Annotated in this window: 17 protein-coding genes, 2 tRNA genes and 2 pseudogenes; 7 read left to right on the top strand and 14 right to left on the bottom strand. The window is 43.7% G+C overall.

Annotated elements, in window-relative coordinates; translation table 11 throughout:
- Both B7360_RS24425 and B7360_RS07870 read left to right on the top strand, forming a co-directional pair.
- Positions 1 to 84: pseudogene (locus tag B7360_RS24425) on the top strand (IS5/IS1182 family transposase); the annotation flags it as partial.
- Positions 85 to 86: 2 nt separating this feature from the next.
- Positions 87 to 1,067 (top strand): annotated as a pseudogene (locus tag B7360_RS07870) (outer membrane protein); the annotation flags it as partial.
- Between the two features lie 44 nt (positions 1,068 to 1,111).
- On the opposite strand, the gene B7360_RS07865 reads toward B7360_RS07870, so the two are convergent.
- The 5 genes from B7360_RS07865 to B7360_RS07845 form a co-directional block, all read right to left on the bottom strand.
- Positions 1,112 to 1,726: a sugar O-acetyltransferase gene (locus B7360_RS07865; RefSeq protein ID WP_085343219.1), complete on the bottom strand. Its 615-nt coding sequence runs from the start codon at positions 1,724 to 1,726 to the stop codon at positions 1,112 to 1,114.
- A 205-nt stretch (positions 1,727 to 1,931) separates the two neighbouring features.
- Positions 1,932 to 2,243: a hypothetical protein gene (locus tag B7360_RS07860; RefSeq protein ID WP_046874879.1), complete on the bottom strand. Its 312-nt coding sequence runs from the start codon at positions 2,241 to 2,243 to the stop codon at positions 1,932 to 1,934.
- A gap of 208 nt (positions 2,244 to 2,451) precedes the next feature.
- Positions 2,452 to 2,886, bottom strand: a complete 435-nt coding sequence (locus tag B7360_RS07855) for a DUF962 domain-containing protein (RefSeq protein ID WP_085343218.1) — start codon at positions 2,884 to 2,886, stop codon at positions 2,452 to 2,454.
- A 77-nt stretch (positions 2,887 to 2,963) separates the two neighbouring features.
- Positions 2,964 to 3,317, bottom strand: coding sequence for an MmcQ/YjbR family DNA-binding protein (locus tag B7360_RS07850; RefSeq protein WP_005393450.1), 354 nt, complete (start codon positions 3,315 to 3,317; stop codon positions 2,964 to 2,966).
- 24 nt (positions 3,318 to 3,341) lie between these two features.
- A complete protein-coding gene (locus B7360_RS07845; RefSeq protein ID WP_005393451.1) occupies positions 3,342 to 3,824 on the bottom strand; it encodes a MarR family winged helix-turn-helix transcriptional regulator in 483 nt (160 codons plus the stop codon).
- A gap of 110 nt (positions 3,825 to 3,934) precedes the next feature.
- On the opposite strand from B7360_RS07845, the gene B7360_RS07840 reads away from it, so the two are divergent.
- On the top strand, positions 3,935 to 4,822 hold the full coding sequence (locus B7360_RS07840) for a DMT family transporter (protein ID WP_005393452.1): 888 nt from the start codon (positions 3,935 to 3,937) through the stop codon (positions 4,820 to 4,822).
- Positions 4,823 to 4,995: 173 nt separating this feature from the next.
- Here B7360_RS07840 and B7360_RS07835 read toward each other — a convergent pair whose 3' ends face one another.
- The gene (locus tag B7360_RS07835; protein WP_085343217.1) at positions 4,996 to 6,492 is read right to left on the bottom strand and encodes an EAL domain-containing protein; all 1,497 of its coding nucleotides are present in this window, start codon (positions 6,490 to 6,492) and stop codon (positions 4,996 to 4,998) included.
- A gap of 388 nt (positions 6,493 to 6,880) precedes the next feature.
- On the opposite strand from B7360_RS07835, the gene B7360_RS07830 reads away from it, so the two are divergent.
- Positions 6,881 to 7,327: a DUF3291 domain-containing protein gene (locus B7360_RS07830; protein ID WP_085343216.1), complete on the top strand. Its 447-nt coding sequence runs from the start codon at positions 6,881 to 6,883 to the stop codon at positions 7,325 to 7,327.
- A gap of 222 nt (positions 7,328 to 7,549) precedes the next feature.
- Positions 7,550 to 7,846 carry a YkgJ family cysteine cluster protein gene (locus B7360_RS07825; protein ID WP_074191235.1) on the top strand — a complete coding sequence of 99 codons (297 nt, stop codon included), beginning with the start codon at positions 7,550 to 7,552 and terminating at the stop codon, positions 7,844 to 7,846.
- A 138-nt stretch (positions 7,847 to 7,984) separates the two neighbouring features.
- On the opposite strand, the gene B7360_RS07820 is transcribed toward B7360_RS07825, so the two are convergent.
- The 8 genes from B7360_RS07820 to hppD all read right to left on the bottom strand — a co-directional run bounded on the left by B7360_RS07820 (position 7,985) and on the right by hppD (position 13,596).
- Positions 7,985 to 8,061, bottom strand: a tRNA-Val gene (locus tag B7360_RS07820).
- Positions 8,062 to 8,093: 32 nt separating this feature from the next.
- Positions 8,094 to 8,170 (bottom strand) — tRNA-Val (locus tag B7360_RS07815).
- 179 nt (positions 8,171 to 8,349) lie between these two features.
- A complete protein-coding gene (locus tag B7360_RS07810; protein ID WP_005377830.1) occupies positions 8,350 to 8,688 on the bottom strand; it encodes a hypothetical protein in 339 nt (112 codons plus the stop codon).
- Between the two features lie 120 nt (positions 8,689 to 8,808).
- Positions 8,809 to 9,468: a DUF2726 domain-containing protein gene (locus tag B7360_RS07805; RefSeq protein WP_085343215.1), complete on the bottom strand. Its 660-nt coding sequence runs from the start codon at positions 9,466 to 9,468 to the stop codon at positions 8,809 to 8,811.
- Between the two features lie 194 nt (positions 9,469 to 9,662).
- Complete coding sequence (gene maiA, locus B7360_RS07800; RefSeq protein WP_085343214.1) at positions 9,663 to 10,331, bottom strand: maleylacetoacetate isomerase; 669 nt, start codon at positions 10,329 to 10,331, stop codon at positions 9,663 to 9,665.
- Between the two features lie 21 nt (positions 10,332 to 10,352).
- Entirely contained in the window at positions 10,353 to 11,390 is a 1,038-nt protein-coding gene (locus B7360_RS07795; RefSeq protein WP_085343213.1) for a fumarylacetoacetate hydrolase family protein, read from the bottom strand.
- A gap of 9 nt (positions 11,391 to 11,399) precedes the next feature.
- Positions 11,400 to 12,530, bottom strand: coding sequence for a homogentisate 1,2-dioxygenase (locus tag B7360_RS07790; RefSeq protein ID WP_031780345.1), 1,131 nt, complete (start codon positions 12,528 to 12,530; stop codon positions 11,400 to 11,402).
- Complete coding sequence (gene hppD / locus B7360_RS07785; RefSeq protein WP_005377835.1) at positions 12,523 to 13,596, bottom strand: 4-hydroxyphenylpyruvate dioxygenase; 1,074 nt, start codon at positions 13,594 to 13,596, stop codon at positions 12,523 to 12,525. The genes B7360_RS07790 and hppD overlap by 8 nt, the downstream gene beginning before the upstream one ends.
- A gap of 539 nt (positions 13,597 to 14,135) precedes the next feature.
- On the opposite strand from hppD, the gene B7360_RS07780 reads away from it, so the two are divergent.
- Positions 14,136 to 15,242, top strand: coding sequence for a M20/M25/M40 family metallo-hydrolase (locus tag B7360_RS07780; RefSeq protein WP_085343212.1), 1,107 nt, complete (start codon positions 14,136 to 14,138; stop codon positions 15,240 to 15,242).
- Positions 15,243 to 15,503: 261 nt separating this feature from the next.
- Positions 15,504 to 17,114, top strand: a complete 1,611-nt coding sequence (locus B7360_RS07775; RefSeq protein ID WP_085343211.1) for a peptide ABC transporter substrate-binding protein — start codon at positions 15,504 to 15,506, stop codon at positions 17,112 to 17,114.
- The last annotated feature ends 136 nt before the right edge of the window (positions 17,115 to 17,250 follow it).

Genomic DNA, 17,250 nt, shown 5'->3' with positions numbered 1-17,250 from the left:
TGGGAAAAGAAAATCGAAAACTACGAGGCCATGTTGCATTTTGCTTGTGGCCTCATTGTTTGGAATAAATCCCTTTTGGGATAGGTTCTAAGTCGGATAACTCCACAACGGTTCTCGTCAACCGCTTTATTCATGATGAAGCCTGCTACGATTGTGACACAACCTTCGGCCTGCAGCTTGATTACTTTTACAAGGCATTTCGAGCATCCGCACAGATAGTCAAGCGTCCGCAAGATCATTGGAGCTCGCCCCAATTAGAGTGGGCATATTTAGCTTATACCTATAAAAATGTAGAGATACGTGGGGGACGATTGAGGCTGCCGCTGTTTTTGATGTCTGAGTATAATTATGTCGGTCACGCTTTTACCCAAGCTCGACCACCAAATGAAGTGTATGACAGCATATTAGGCATCACCGCTTACAATGGTTTATCCATTCGCTGGAATCACGACCTCAATGAGCAAATCATGCTTACTGCAATGCCGTTTATAGGGTTTAAAGACAGCAGTGATGTCACCCTCAACGAAGATACTGAACTGAAGATCGAATCAGACAACACAGCCGGAATAAACTTAACACTCAGCGGAAATGCCTACCGTTTGAACTTTTCTTATCTACATGGCGATTATGACCAAACTACGGTTCTCTCCAATACCAAGCAATCCACACCTGAAGGGGGAGCCATGTTAATTGACCGCTTGGTTCTAAAAGAAAAAGGCAACACGATTGACCAGTTTTCTCTAGGAGTAAGGTATGAGCTTGATAACCTTGTGATAATGGCTGAAGGACAAAACAGCAACATTTCCTCCTCTTGGTACGCAACAACGAGTTACAACGTGAATAAATTGACCCCCTACATAGTTTACGGCCAGCAGTTTAATAGCAGTGATACAAAGAATGGGGACAGCTATCTGTTTGGAGTGAGATACGACCTAGATTATAACGTGTCACTGAATGCTGAATGGCAAAAGTTTAACGCCCATAATAACGATACTGGCGCGTTTTCATCAATACCAGAAGATAACAGCGCCAACCTTTACACCCTGATGTTAAATTTCGTTTTTTAACTTTTCTATACTGACACCGTATAAACCGTGGGAATTTACCTTTGTTATCGTTGATACATGTTGCGCGTGATTTGACGCTCTTTGTAATAGAATTCTTTGTCATGTTCGTCTATCTCTCGCAATACACGACACGGGTTCCCTACCGCAACAACATTACTTGGTATATCTTTCGTTACCACGCTACCAGCACCAATTACGCTGTTTTCTCCAATCTTGACGCCAGGCAATACCACTGAGTTAGCGCCGATCCATACATTATCACCAATATGAATAGGGATATTGAATTGCGCAACTTCTCTTCTGAGCTCCGGTTCAATCGGGTGGCCTGCCGTTGCTAGTGTCACATTGGGCCCAATCATGACGCTATTGCCAATGTAGATATACGTATCATCGACTAGGGTTAAGTTAAAGTTTGCATACACGTTATCACCAACGTATGTATGCCTCCCCCAATTCGCTCGAAGCGGCGGCTCAAAATAGCAGTTGTCACCAACAGCGCCGAGCAAACGTCGTAATATTTCTGTACGCTTTTCAGATTCAGAAGGCCGAGTTTGATTGTAATCGTAAAGAACTTCTAAACACTGTGTTTGCTGCTCGACTAACGCTTCATCATTACAAAAATATATTTTCTGACTATGAAGCATTGATTCACTATCCATAATATCCTCCGTTCTATCTCAGTAGCTTCAGGCTGCTGGAACACCTCGCAATACGAGTTCCTGTCAAGATTGGCTAACAGAATGCATGATGTCGTTTTTTGCAATAAGTTTAATGACATGCTTGCGAGGCATAACGCAAAATACCGAATAACTTGAAAGAAATATGTGAATCAGACGAGTAAATAACACAAAGCTCGATGCAGAGTTAGCTTTGTTTGTCTCGTTTCATTTTCAAGCGCTTTTCTTTACGTCGTAACGCTCGGAAAAACTTCGACTCCTCGTGATACCAGCCGATAACACTAACCGGGAAGCCCACTAGCATCATGATAAAAAGATCCGCGGGCAGTTGCTCCAAAATATCACTCAAGGAGTGCAGCTCACCAAAAATGAATAAACCAATGACTTTACCAAGCAATAGTGCGCAACAAATCATAAAAAAAGACTTCATGATGTAATGCCATTTGCCTTTTTTACGCTCTTCTCGCCAATAGGCATATTTATGTTGTCGGTCGTACATTCATCCCCCAAGTGACAATGTCACTAGCCACAAACATTCAGGCAAAGTAACAGGCTTTAGCTGCACTCTAATGATAGTGTGAATTAGAAGCGAATGCTTGTCATGGCAATGAGAAAGCGGCACATCATGCTGCGCATTTTACGACTTTATGGACGCTAGCATGATCGCGCAATACAGGGAGATATCAGCTTGTTAATTACGGAGTGAGTTAATGTTTTCGGAACACCCAAATTGGACCAATAAGAAGAAACTGCAAATCTTCGAAAAAAGACGGTTTCTTTCCTTCTATTTTGTGACCAATGAACTGCAAGATCCACAGGACACCGAATAGGAGCATCGAAATATGCAGTACGGGCAGCGCCAATATCTCCAAAGACCATATCAGGCCGATGCACGCTAATGTATACCCTAACATCATCATAAAGACGCTGAGAGACAAACGAAAATAGAAAACCCATACGGGTATGACAGCAATCCAGACCCAGTTAAACTCGAAACCCAAGATGGAGATTTGAGGTATTGACCAAATTAGACCGACCACAGATAGGTAAATACCCGGAACTGCGATTGTGTGAATCTTTTGGTTGATGGGGTTTTGATGGCTCTCCCCATATTCTTTTAGCCATTCAGATAATGCTCGCATATCATTCCTACTTTTCCGCCTACTTATTCTTATATAGCTTGAGGATGGAAAAGGTGCGAATTTTTCTGTAATAGCTATTACTGACCAAGCAATGCTCGTTGCACTTTTGGTAGTTTGGCAACGACGAGAGTATAAGAGCGTTCACATAAATCCTGAATCAATCCATCTTCCACATCACCATTAAAATAAACCGTTATCCAGTGACGCTTATTTAGGTGATAACCAGGAGTGATGTCCGTAAACTGCGATGTTAAGACTTCTCCATCTTCTGGTTTTACTTTTACGCTGACATACTCCCGACCGTTTCTCTCTGCAATAATCGCAAACATTTTACCTTTGATTTTGTATACAAGCGCTTCTGGCCCAAATGGGAAATCACTCTCCGCACACATAAAGGTACTTAAATAACCTTCTAACTCTTTGCTTCTCATTCCGTCCCACCCTTCCTGTATCTTTTACTCAAACAAAGGCAATAGTAGTCTTAACGCCTGGTTAACCTGCGCTTTCTCATTGCCTTCTAAACCATGTAGCAGCGATTGCTGAACGTCCACATGCTCTAAGATCAACTTGTCAATTAAGGTTAAGCCCTTTTCAGTTAACTCAACGGTGACACTGCGTCTATCTTCTTTACTGTGTGTTCTGGTAATAAAGCCTTTCTTCTCGAGTTTATCTAATCGGTTCGTCATCGCGCCCGAAGTGAGCATCATCGAATCAATTAGCGCTGAGGGAGTAAGGCAATATGGTGAACCTGCTCGGCGAAGTGTCGCCAACACATCAAATTCACCCATCTTAAGATCGTACTTCTTATGTAGGTCAGCGACCCGACACTCCATGTGCTTAGCAATTCGCATTAGCCGACCCATAATTGCCATCGGTTCAGTGTCGAGCTCTGGCTTCTCCTTAGCCCACTGCTCTACCACTCTATCAATTGCGTCCATGGTTTCTCTCCAAACGTCATTTAATTTTTATTTTAACATAAAGATACTTTACAAAAAGTAACCTTACCGATATCTTTACAATTAATTATCTCAACGTAAAGATATTTAACATGAACATTTTGCTTGCAATGATCCCGGCTTTTTTTTGGGGGACAACTTATGCTGTTACTCAGTTTACGCTTCCGGACTGGCCTCCCGTTTTACTTGGTGCGCTAAGAGCATTGCCTGCGGGTCTTTTGTTGCTCGCAATAAAGCCATCTTTCCCGAAAAAGAGTGAATGGAAAGTGCTGCTTGTTTTAGGAACTATCAACATCGCTTGCTTCTTTGGTCTCATTTTTGTCATGGCGTTGACGCTTCCTTCTGCGATCTCAGGTGTAGGTATGGTATCAGTGCCCGTTTTTGCGATGCTGTTTGGCTGGGCAGTCTATAAGCGCCAGCCAAGCGCAATACAGGCAATAAGTGGAGCGACTTTGATTGCTTTGGCTTGGTTCTTATTTGATCCTAGTTCTATTTCGCTCAACCCTATGGGTTTGCTGGCGATGATCTCCGCCATCATGTGTATTGTGGTAGGCAGTAGCGTAACGAAATCACTAGGAACGAAAATGCATTGGTGGACAGTATTAACATGGCAGCTCATTTTGGGTGGTGTGATTATGTCTGTCGCAACAAGCGTGCTAGCAATAAACAATCCAGAGCCATACGTTACAGCCATTCAAAACTTATCAATGACGAACACCCTTGGGCTGCTGTGGGTGATCATTCTGAACACTGCATTAGGCTACGGCATGTATGTTTGGCTATTGCAGCGTATGTCGGTCGTTGACTTTACTTTTGGTGGCATTGCCAACCCCGTTGCGGGCATTGTGTCAGGTTTGCTGCTATTAGGTGAGACTTTCACCCCTCTCCAATACAGCTTGATGCTAGGGATGATTGTTATGTCATTGCTCCCTCAATTGATCGCTTCATTAAAAACTAAAAAAGCCGCCCTTTCTTCCTAAGTAAAATCCTAACGCCCGATGCTAAAATCGGGCGTTCATATTCTCTGTAAACTCTGTTTGAATTCTAAGACTTCAACAGGTTTTTTATCGAACAGTGAACCCGAAAAGGTTCAGCAATAAAAAAGGTGCCGAAAGACACCTTTAATAATGAATACGCCCCATTATGCCTTACTTTAAGTCATCGCAAGGTTGTTAATAGGCTCTGGTTTAGCGTAGACATACCCTTGAATAAGGTAAATAGAATGCTGAGCCAAATACGCGACTTGAGCCTCGCTCTCTACACCTTCTGCAATCATCTCACATTCCGCTTTCTTTGCTGCCGAGACAATAGAATCCAACACTTTCAATTTTTGGTCATCAGAGCCTATTGGGTCGATGAACATCTTATCCACTTTCAAGCATCGGATACCCAGATCTTGCAAATAAGAAAAGCCGCCATACCCAGTCCCAAAATCGTCAATTTTGAACTTGTAGCCTTTATTCGCCAGATACAAAATCTCTTTTTTCGCTGCCTCTGTATCTTTTACAGGAATTCGCTCGGTCAACTCAAAATGCACTCTCTTCGGACATGGCCAATTCAGTTCTGACAGTAACTTAGTGAGTTCACCTGACTCTAAATGGGAAGAAACAATATTGATGCTGACCCACACATGCTCAGGTAACACACTAAGATCTTGTATGATTTTACGAATAAGCTGATTCGTCATTGGGACAATCAGACCACTTTCTTCTGCAGCGCCAATGAACATGTTTGGCGGCACCATACCATCACGGCGAGACCACCGAATCAGTGCTTCATACCCCACTGTTACACCATCACGGCTATCGACAATCGCTTGGTAATAAGGGACAAATTCCGCATTATTAATCCCATTCTGGATCAAGCCTTTGATAGACTTTCTCAAGCTCTTACTGGACACATATACAAACACAAAAGCCAACCCCATAAGCACACTGACTAGGCCTCCCCATAGAAAGACTCTTTCCTGAACATAGCTCTTCAGTTTCTCGCCACTGTGTATTTTGATGAGCATATTGGCTTGAGAATCAGCCGAAAAGAATAACTCCTTTGAAACTGCCGCTTCTTCTGCTGCAATGGTTGGTTTTCCTCGACTTATTGTTAAATCTCCAAATACAGGCTCATCATATATAAACTCGACGAACAAACAGTCTTCACAAGGCGTTTTTATCACTTCTTTGACCCAACTATTATCGAGAACCCAGACAACTTCAACATGTTCATTTTCATAAATGACCATCCACTCAACTTGATCTTGGTGTTCCGGTAAAATAAGTGATGCAAAAAAGTTTTCGCCAAGCTGAAATCGTTGCGCACTGGATAAATGAGATACTTCGCGACCAATCGTGGAGCATGTTTTACCGTCATTCGTTTCCATCGCAATAAAACGGATGTAACGATTATAAAAACGTGGATCGCGTAATGTTCTAACATCACTATTACTGCACGTGAAATCTAACTGCGCAACCTGCTTTACAATCGCCTCATCCAAATACATGGATCGTTGGTGTAAATAATCGACATAGGTGTCTATTTTAGTCTCTTTGATATAGCTGATGTAAAAATTGGCTATTGAATTAAAAGCCACAACAAAAACTGCAATGGGAACTAGGCCAAGCAAAATGGCATTTCTTGTTATCTTTGTAATCAAAGCTCCTCCTAACGTTCAGCCAAACAACTTAAATTAAAGAGTGACATGAACACTATCTCACGTTCACACACCAAAAAGTGAGGATCGAATCTCAATAAGAAGTATAGAAGCGCAAGGCTTGCCACAGAAAATGAGAGTACTGCTGCATATCCAAGATAGCAACTCTCTTGAGTGAGACTTACCGACGATAATCGCGAGAAAAGAGGGGCTTATGCTCAACATAACCAATGTATAAAACGACTTTTTTGCCATCCAATGACTCGCCACAGTCACTAACTTTCTAATTGACCTTTGAAGGCACTAGCAACACACTGCATGATAAAATAGGAAAAGTTACTTAGAGCTTTTTACCAGCATTACAGGCTTATCGACCAGGGAGGGTCATGAAATGAAATTAGCTCAATTAAATATTGCGCTTGCTAAATATCCTTTGGATGCACCAGAAATTAAAGATTTCGTAGACAATTTGGACTTAATTAATGGTATAGCTGAAGAAAGTGAAGGCTTTATCTGGCGTCTAAAAGACGACTCCGGTGATGCAACAAGCATTAAATTATTTGATGACCCGAACATGATTGTAAACATGTCTATTTGGGGAAGTACTGACTCACTTAAAAACTTTATGTTTCGTACCGGTCATAGAGATTTCATGCGCCGAAAAAGCGAATGGTTTCATCGTTTAGCGGAGGATAGCTATGTTCTGTGGTGGGTAGAAGACGGTTATATACCAACACCACAAGAAGCCTTGTTACGCCTTCAGCATTTGCGCGAAAACGGAGATACGCCATTTGCTTTCACATTTAAAACAAACTTTACAGAAGCAGATCTTGTGTAAAGTACGCGTATGACAAAGAATCGGCGTTCAAATTCACACTGACTAAAGGTTAATTGGTGTGAATCACTGTCAGTTCTACCGACTTACTCGGAAAGAAATGCAAGTGAACGCATAAAATGCGTTCACTAGGTTTATCGTTCATAGGGTGTTCTATTTCAGAAATAAAGTTCATTCGTGCTAAATTTACGGTACCATGCATAATTGACCAAATTGTAGTTATTCATGATTATACCAACTAAGACTCCCTCTCCCCTGCCCTCTGATGTATCTTGCTCTAACTGTAAGGCTTGTTGTTGCCGTCTCGAGGTTATGATTATTTCAGATACTGGCGTACCTGAAGAGTTTATTGCGCGTGACCAGTATGGAGGCGAAACAATGATGCGGCTAAATGATGGTTGGTGTGCAGCTTTAGACAGAGACACATTAATGTGTACGATTTACGAAAATAGGCCTTGGATTTGCCGCGAATTCGAAATGGGCTCCAATGAATGTTTAGATGAACGAGTTAAATTCTTGTAAAACCACTCAAATTTACACTGATGGCAATGCGGAGTATTTGTAGAAAGTGTGCAAAGGAAAAGTAAGGTGTTTAAATCTGAGTATCAACAAATTATGGATACAAAAAAGCCCACCGTTTGGTGGGCTTTTTCTAAAATTTGGTGGGTCCGGGCGAACTCGAATCGCCGACCCCTACCATGTCAAGGTAGTACTCTAACCAACTGAGCTACGGACCCAAATTTTGTGTTCCTAACCATTCAATTCAGAATGGTGCGTCCGAGTGGACTCGAACCACCGACCCCCGCCATGTCAAGGCGATACTCTAACCAGCTGAGCTACGGACGCATTTCTCTGGAACGACGAGGATATTAGCTATAAGCGAACGACGGTGCAAGCACAAATTTACCAACTTTGAACCGTTTGGCGAAAATGTAAACTCAACACGCGTTTTCAGATGATTTTATCGACAAGGACTGAGCCTGCAGGGTTTAAAAGTGTGATCTATATAACTTTTATTATCTCACTTAATTGTCGTAAGGCACTTCACTGAGCATCCAAATCTGTAAGGTTTGCGATACCTTAGGGCAAGTGCCGAACAAAATCTGATATTTAGGTTTAAATGGTTCGCCGATATAGGTTGTACGGATCAACTCTCCTGTTTTGACGTCCACTTGAGTGCTCACCCTGCCTTTGAAGTTTTGAAATATGACAAACTGCTCACTGTGGTAAACCATTTGTTCTCGGTAAAACAAGAAATGATCTTGGGGTGTCTCCGTTAACTCACACTCCAGTGGTTTCAAATTAGGTATCGCACTAACATTAGATGCGATGAACAACGCTGACAAAATCCATCCGTATCGCATATGGCTTCCCTATTCTGCACTCTTTTTCAAAGTATAGGTCTTGCCTTGAGGACTGATACAAAAAAGGCTTTGATCATCTCGAATCAAAGCCTCATCAGTTTTGCTGTTCAACTGTCGTCTTTAGTCGTCCGACTCAAACACCACATTGTAATTCTCGGTGTAAGTACAATTTGGTTGGCGGCTGCAAGTAAAGAAGCGTCGACCTTTGAATTCACCTTGGCTTGCGGTTTTAATGATCATCGGGCTGCCGCATTTTTTACAAAAGCGTACTTCCTTGTCAGGCTCAATCAAATCAATGTGTGCAGCAAGCAAACGACGTAATCGCCCAACTTGATAACTGTGCTTTACAGAAGCGCCGATTAAAGGCAGGTTGGCCGTCTTACAAACATGAATCAGTAACTTTTGTCTTTCTACCTTGCCCTTGCTTAACTCTTGCCCGTTATCCAATTCAACGATCACACGCGGCTCTAGCGTCCTAGGATCACAAATAACGTAATCAAAATAACTTCGAGATATGCGATTGTTCGCGACAAAAAACTGCTTCTTATTTTTGATTTCTTTTGGCGTAACCAAACTGGACATGTTTACTTTCGCGAATACCACCGCATGTTCACCTACCGCTGCCCTCAACGCATTATAGAATGCGCTCTCTTGCCCCCTGAGTAGCGGTCCTTTCGAGCGATAAGGATAATCACGCGTGTCGTCGTGCTTAATCACGTACTTTTGAATAACAAAGAAGAATAAAACCAGAAGAACAACAATGATAAAAATGTTGGTCATAAATAAAGTGCATCCAAAACAACTCGTTGCTCAAAGCGTAAATGGAAATGCTATGCAGAGCAACAAAACCTCGCAATTTTGAGGAGCCACGACGATAGCGAGAAACAGAAAATTTTGCTCCCCAATAAAAACGAGCCAATCACACACTCGGATTGGCTCGTTTAAATTTTGTTAATACATTATGATGCTAAGAATCAACTATTAGCGTCTGGCTGATTCTCTGGCATCGCATCAATAAATGCAGGCAGTTGATTGCATGCTTGCACAACAGCGTTAATGGTTGGGTAAAGAGAAGTATCTACACCAAAGCGTTGTGCGTTATAAAATTGTGGTACCAGACAAATATCGACAATAGATGGCGAGCTTGTCAGGCTAAACTTACAATCACCATTTAGTTTACGATGCTTCTGAAGTTTCTCTTCTAATGCTGCAAAACCTTTGTGGATCCAGTGATGAATCCAAGCGACTTTGCGCTCTGGCTCGCAAGCTAACTCCCCCTCTAAATACTGTAGAACTCTCAAGTTATTCAGGGGATGAACCTCTATTGCAATATCCTGAGCCAAAGCTAGTGCTTGATATCGAAGCGGCGTTTGCTCGGGGATCACAGTGACATCCGGATAGTATTCTTCTAAGTATTGAATGATGACCAGTGACTGGGTTAACTGAACCTCCCCATCCACCAGTACAGGAACCAGTTCAGAAGCGTTTAATTCATGGTACTCGTCACTGTGTTGTTCGCCACCATTGCGCACCAAGTGTACCGATTTTGAATCATACGATAACTCTTTAAGATTCAAACAAATACGCACACGATACGCCGCTGAAGACCGCCAATATCCGTACAAAACCATGCTATCGCTCATATCGTCTCCCAACTGGCGCTCTTAATGCTTGAGATATTGGCTAACTTGTTGGTCAATCGAGCCAAAGATGTTGTTGCCATCCGCATCGAACATTTCCAATCTGATTGAATCTCCAAACGACATGAAGTTAGTCGACGGTTTACCATCACGAATGGTTTCAATCATGCGAACTTCCGCGATACATGAATAACCAACACCACCCTCCTCAATCGAAGTGCCATGTTCGGTGCCTTGCTTATTAGATACCGTGCCAGAACCTATGATCGCCCCAGCAGATAGCGGGCGCGTTTTAGTCGCATGAACAATTAAGTCTGCAAAATCAAACGTCATATCGATACCCGCATTTGGGCGACCAAACGGCTTGTGGTTGTATGTCGAGACCAATGGTAAATGCACTTTGTTTTCGTACCACGCATCGCCTAGTTCGTCAGGTGTTACTGCCACAGGAGAAAACGCAGAAGAAGGTTTAGATTGGAAAAAACCAAACCCTTTAGCTAATTCTGCGGGAATTAGTCCACGCAGCGACACATCATTCACCAGCATGATCAAACGAATCGACTCCTGAGCCTCTGCAACACTTGCGCCCATCGGGACGTCACCAGTTACCACAGCAACTTCGCCTTCGAAATCAATACCCCATTCATCACTGGCAAACTCGATGTTGTCACAAGGACCAATAAAGGCATCAGAGCCTCCTTGGTACATCAACGGATCCGTCCAAAAACTTTCAGGCATTTCAGCGCCGCGAGCTTTTCGAACCAACTCAACGTGGTTTACGTAAGCACTGCCATCTGCCCACTGATAAGCGCGAGGAAGCGGCGACTCGCAGTAATGCGCTTCAAACTCTTCATACCCTGCGACCGTACCGTTGTTCAGTGCGACGTACAGCTCTTCCAGTTGCGGTGCTAGCGCATCCCAGTTATCAAGTGCCACCTGCATCGTAGCTGCCAAATTCATTGGGTGGAAAATTTCTGTCGCAGGTACGCAGCGCGTTAAGTCTTTGCTCACGACCATCAACAAACCGTCACGAGTGCCATTTTTCTTGGTTGCTAATTTCATCCTTGCCTCTTACTTCTCTTGCCAGCTATAGACGTATTCTTTGTTTTCTACTTTTTCCAGTTCATCCGAGAACTGAAGCGCGTGGCGCGTATCTATCATCACCGCGACTTCGTCGGTAAAAGTCTTCTTATGCTCTCGCCCTGCTTTGAAAGCTTTCGGGTGTGGACCATGTGTAAAACCTGCTGGATGGAATGTCACCATACCCGCTTCAATGTTGTCACGACTAAAGAAGTCACCTGCATGGTAGAACAAGACTTCGTCATAATCGTCATTGTTGTGATAGAACGGTACTTTGAGCGCTCCGGGATCACTTTCAATCGGACGAGGAACAAAGGTGCACACCACAAATCCTGCTCCTACAAATGTAGTATGTGCAGAAGGCGGTAAGTGGTAACGATGTGACATAAGTGGACGAATATCACGCCAGTTCACTTTTACTACCGCCAAATCACCATGCCAGCCAATCGCATCCAACGGGTTGAATGGGTAAGTGATAACACTGACTTTATCGTGGCGTTTCACCTGAACCTGTGTTTGATTCTCAGAATATTGATCACGGAACTGATCGTTGATCGACGGCGTTTCCAAAACCGCTGGATCAAACACCGCGTGGTTTCCAACCATGCCTTTTTCGGGCAATGTATAGGCCGCATCGGTGTTTTCGATCATCAAAATGAACATCGGCTCGCTTGGCTCTAAACGCCAGCTCGTCGAGCGTGGGATCATGACATAATCCCCTTCGCTCACTTTCAAATGACCATAATCACAATACAGATCTGCCGTACCTTGGTGGATGAATAGCAGTTCGTCGCCATCCGCATTTCTCACCAAGAAGTCCATTTTTTCATCCATACGCCAGACACGAACTTTACAATTCGCGTTGTGTAATAGATGCGGGACTGCCCAAGGGGTAATATGGCTGGCTTTCTCGACTAAATTAAAATCGAACGCTCGTGGACGTAGCTCGCCCTCCCACTCAGACCATCCCGTTGGGGCATGTTGATGATGAAAATGTGTTGCGGGGCCGAAGAAGCCACTTCGACCTGCCTCACGTTCATAAATTGCCTCTTCCGGGAAGTCAGCATGCGCTTGTTTAGAGCACACTCCCTCCCGGTGAGGGAATGTGATCCATTTATGCATCGCTCAATACTCCTCGGCGAATTTGGTCTTCTTCTATCGATTCAAACAACGCTTTGAAGTTACCCTCGCCAAAGCCTTCATTGCCTTTACGTTGGATGATTTCGAAGAACACAGGGCCGATAACGGTTTGAGTAAAGATTTGTAGCAAGATGCCATCTTTCGTTGGCGCGCCATCAATAAGAATCTGTAAATCACGAAGCTTGCTTACATCTTCACCGTGGCCTTCAACACGCTGATCGACTTTCTCGTAATAAGTATCTGGCGTTGGCATAAAGTCCATGCCTCGCTCACGCAAGGTTTTGACCGTTTCGTAGATGTCGTCAGTGGTCAATGCGATGTGTTGAATACCTTCGCCATTGTATTCACGGATAAACTCTTCAATCTGTGATTTATCATCTGACGACTCATTGATAGGAATTCGGATTTTGCCGCAAGGTGCGGTCATCGCACGGCTGACAAGACCAGTCAGCTTACCTTCGATATCGAAATAACGAATTTCGCGGAAGTTACCAATGCGCTCATAGAAACCAGACCAGACATCCATGTTGCCTTGCTTAACGTTGTGCGTTAAGTGGTCGATTTCGTAAAGACCAACATTCGCTTTTGATAAACGCTCATCAGCATCATCATAAAAACGAAAATCGACATCATAAATACTCTGCTTTCCATAACGATCGACAAAATAAAGCAAGCTTTCACCGATGCCATAAATAGCAGGAATGCTTAGCTCCATCGGCCCAATTTCCGTTTTATATTCTTTACCGCCATTCTCTAACGCATGCGCCAGAGCAACGGTCGCGTCTTTCACTCGAAATGCCATGCCACAAACCGACGGACCGTGGACTTTGGCGAATCCCTCAGCTTGGCTATGCGGCTGCGCATTCACAATAAAGCTAATGTCACCTTGTCGATATAACCACGCTTCTTTTGAGCGATGCTTTGCAATTTCCGCAAAACCTAACGATATAAACAGATCTTTAAGCTGTTGAATGCCTTTGTTGTCTGCAGCGGTATATTCAACAAACTCAAATCCGTCTGTTCCTAGTGGGTTATATGCATCAACCATGACTTTCTCCTTGTCTCAGTAGCTTTTGTTTGGACTTATTTTTCTAACTTGGCGCAGGTCTTGAGAAATTGGAATACGTTGGGAGAAATCTTTACCTTGGCGATTTTTACGCACAATTGTAAAATATATGTTACACACAGGGAGCGCGTCGAATCCACTTTCGTAAACATCAAATAAACTGCTTACTTTCAATATATTAGATTGATATTTTCGGCTTTACGCCAACACATAAAATGTAAATAAGTTGTTACTTTGTCATTTTATCTTGGCAACGTAACTCAAAAAGTAAAAGGGGATGGAAAATCTATTGCACCCTATCTCTATCCGATTTATTCATTTGATCCTGCAAAACATCAAAAGTAATGTTTCGTGACGCTTCATACAGTTCGAAAGGCTCATCGGTCAGAATCGTGTCATGGATACTCCTTTATTGATTCACCTCAGTTTTATTCAAAAGTAACTGTGCCATAAGTGGTGCTCTGTTCCCTATCGAGCCCTAGCCACAGTGCTTCACGCTCGATCAGAAAAAGAGACATCTAATGACACACATCAATCAAGAACGCCTAGTTGAACACTTTTGCCAACTAGTACGTATCGACAGCGAATCAAAAAACGAAAAACAAATTGCAGAAACACTGGCAGAACAGCTAGGCGAGCTAGGCTTTACCGTGCACAAGCTTCCAGTGCCTGAGCATATTTCTAACGGTTTTAACGTGTACGCCCGTTTAGACGGCAAAAAAGACGGCTCTATTCTAATGAGCTGTCATATGGATACGGTCACTCCAGGTATTGGCATTGAGCCAATCATCGAAGACGGCGTTATCCGTTCAAAAGGCAATACGATTCTTGGTGGCGATGATAAATCTGGTATTGCTGCCATCATGGAAGCCGTTCGTTGTATTCAAGCGGAAAACCGTGAGCACAAAACGTTAGAACTTGCTTTCACCGTGTATGAAGAAGGCGGTTTATTCGGTTCACAATACTTCGATATGTCACACGTCACTTCAACGGAAGCAATCGTGTTAGATACGGGTGGTCCTATTGGCACTATTGTGACCGCAGCCCCAGGCCAGCAAAAAATCGTGGCAACAATCAAAGGTCGACCAGCACATGCAGGGCTTGCGCCAGAAGAAGGCATCAGTGCTATCATGGTGGCGGCAGATGCCATCAACCAAATGAAGCTGCTTCGCATCGACGAAGAAACGACAGCCAACATCGGTATGGTTAACGGCGGTCAGGCCACAAACATTGTTATGCCTGAATTAAGAATCGTGGCGGAAGCACGCTCCCTGAATGGCGATAAACTAGATGCTCAGGTCAATCATATGATCTCAACATTAGAGTCTGTCTGTGAAAAACACGGTGCAGAAGTCGAAATTGAATCTAGCCGAGCCTACGACGCTTTTGTTATTGAAGAAAACCACCCACACGTTAGCGCTATAAAAGCAGCGTTTTCAGAGTTGGGAATTGACGCCTTCACAAAAGGCACTGGCGGCGGTAGCGATGCTAACAACTTTAACAAGAAAGGTCTCACAACGGTCAACCTTTCAACTGGCATGGCAAAAGTACACACGACAGAAGAGTTTATCGCGGTAAGTGATATGGTCAAAATCACTGAGTTCGTAAAACATTTCCTAGTCAGTTAACGTCGTACCTTTTGAAGAGCAGACGAACTACCCTCCCCTTTTAGCGCGCGCTTGAAGGGGATTTTTTATTTGCGCGAAACAAAGCCTACCCCGTAATGCAGACTTAGCACCAGCTCCATATCAATCCCCCCAGCTCACTTTTTGATACCAAATAGCCCAACATTTGGCACCCTGTTACAACATTGTTAAAACTCGATTGTGTGGACAATTTATACAATATACATTTCTAGCATCTTTCAGGATGAAAAGAGTGAGACAAGGATGAAATTACCTAAGTTGCTTCTGTTAGCATCGATGATGAGCCCAATACTGGCAACATCAAGCTATGCCGCGCCGTATCCCGCAGGTGTGACCCTCGATGAGACACAGGAAATTACGCTAAACAATGGGGCTGAAGTTACTTCTATTGACCCAGCCAAGCAAGCCGCAGAGCCTGCATTTAATCTCGGCCGAGACCTGTTTGAAGGTCTGGTCATTCAAGATAAGCAAGGTAAAACCATTCCTGGTGTTGCTGAGTCTTGGTCAGTCAATGACAACAATACGGTTTATACCTTCCACTTACGTGATGCAAAATGGTCCAATGGCGAAACGGTCACTGCGCAAGATTTTGTCTACAGCTGGCAACGCTTACTGAATCCAAGCACTGCTTCACCATACGCTTGGTTTGCGGCCATTCCAAATATCGAAAACTCGCAAGCGATTATGAAGGGCGAAGCCGAACCCGAGTCTTTGGGCGTGAAGGCGCTGGATGAAAAAACATTCCAGGTAACACTCGAAGAGCCTATTCCCTTCTTTACGAAACTATTAAGTCATCCAGTGCTTGCCCCCGTTCACAAAGCGACCGTTGAAAAACATGGCAACCGTTGGACCCAGCCAGAACATATCGTTACAAATGGGGCGTTTACTGTCTCTGAATGGAAAGTTAACGAAAAAATGGTGATGGTTAAAAACCCACATTACTGGGACGCAAGCAATGTAGTGCTGGAAAAAGTCACCTGGCTACCAATTGGTGATGCAAACGTAGTGCTAAACCGCTACCTAGCCGGTGAGATAGACCAAGCAGTTTCCATTCCTGCCGCTCAGAAGAAAAAGTTAATTCAACAACGCCCACAAGAAGTGGCAAGCACCAGTGCCTCTCTTGGTTCCTCATTCTATTACCTCAACACTCAACAAGGACCAACAAAAGACGCGCGGGTCCGTAAAGCCCTCTCATATGCCATTGACCGTCAACTGTTAACGAGTGCTATCTTGAGAAACGGTGGGATTCCAATGTATACCCTTGTGCCACCTCAAACAGATGGTTTTAAATCTCACACTCCTGAGTTCGCGACTTGGAACCGCCATAAACGTATCGAAAAAGCGCAGCAATTACTGTCAGAAGCTGGATACGATAAAAGCAATCCGCTTAAGTTAACGTTTACCGTACCAACTTTCTCGATGGACGTAAAAATGGCAACAACCATGGCAGGCATGTGGAAAAGCCGATTGGGTGCGCAAGTCACGATAAAACAGCTAGAACCGAAAGTGTTCTACGCACTTAAAGAGCCGACCGACATTACTCGCGGCGGCTGGACGGCCGACTACAATGAAGCCTCTACATGGTTGGATATCTTCGTTTCTAGTGGCGAGTACAACGATTCTCGTTATAACAACCTGCAATACGACGAGTTAATGGCTCGCTCAAAGACCATGAGCAACCCATCAGAACTGTATCTACAAGCAGAAAGCATGCTGATTGAAGACATGGCCATTATTCCTATTTATCGTCCGGGTAACGATCAATATCTCATCAAGCCTTATGTGGGCGGCTACGAACTGACAAACCCTGAGTCTTCGTATTACCGAAAGAATGTCTATGTGAAAGCCCACTAAAAGCATGTTTTCGGTCTGAGTCGGCAAGTTCAATGTTTACTTGTCGTTCCTCATATATCTCGGTGGAGAAGGCAACCTGAGCTCAGACCATTTTTTATTCATAACCGTTCGAAGTGATTTCGGATGACCAAAGGAT

The organism is Vibrio sp. ArtGut-C1, from assembly GCF_002105475.1.
Classification (GTDB): domain Bacteria; phylum Pseudomonadota; class Gammaproteobacteria; order Enterobacterales; family Vibrionaceae; genus Vibrio; species Vibrio diabolicus.
This window is presented reverse-complemented; position numbering and strand designations above follow the sequence as displayed.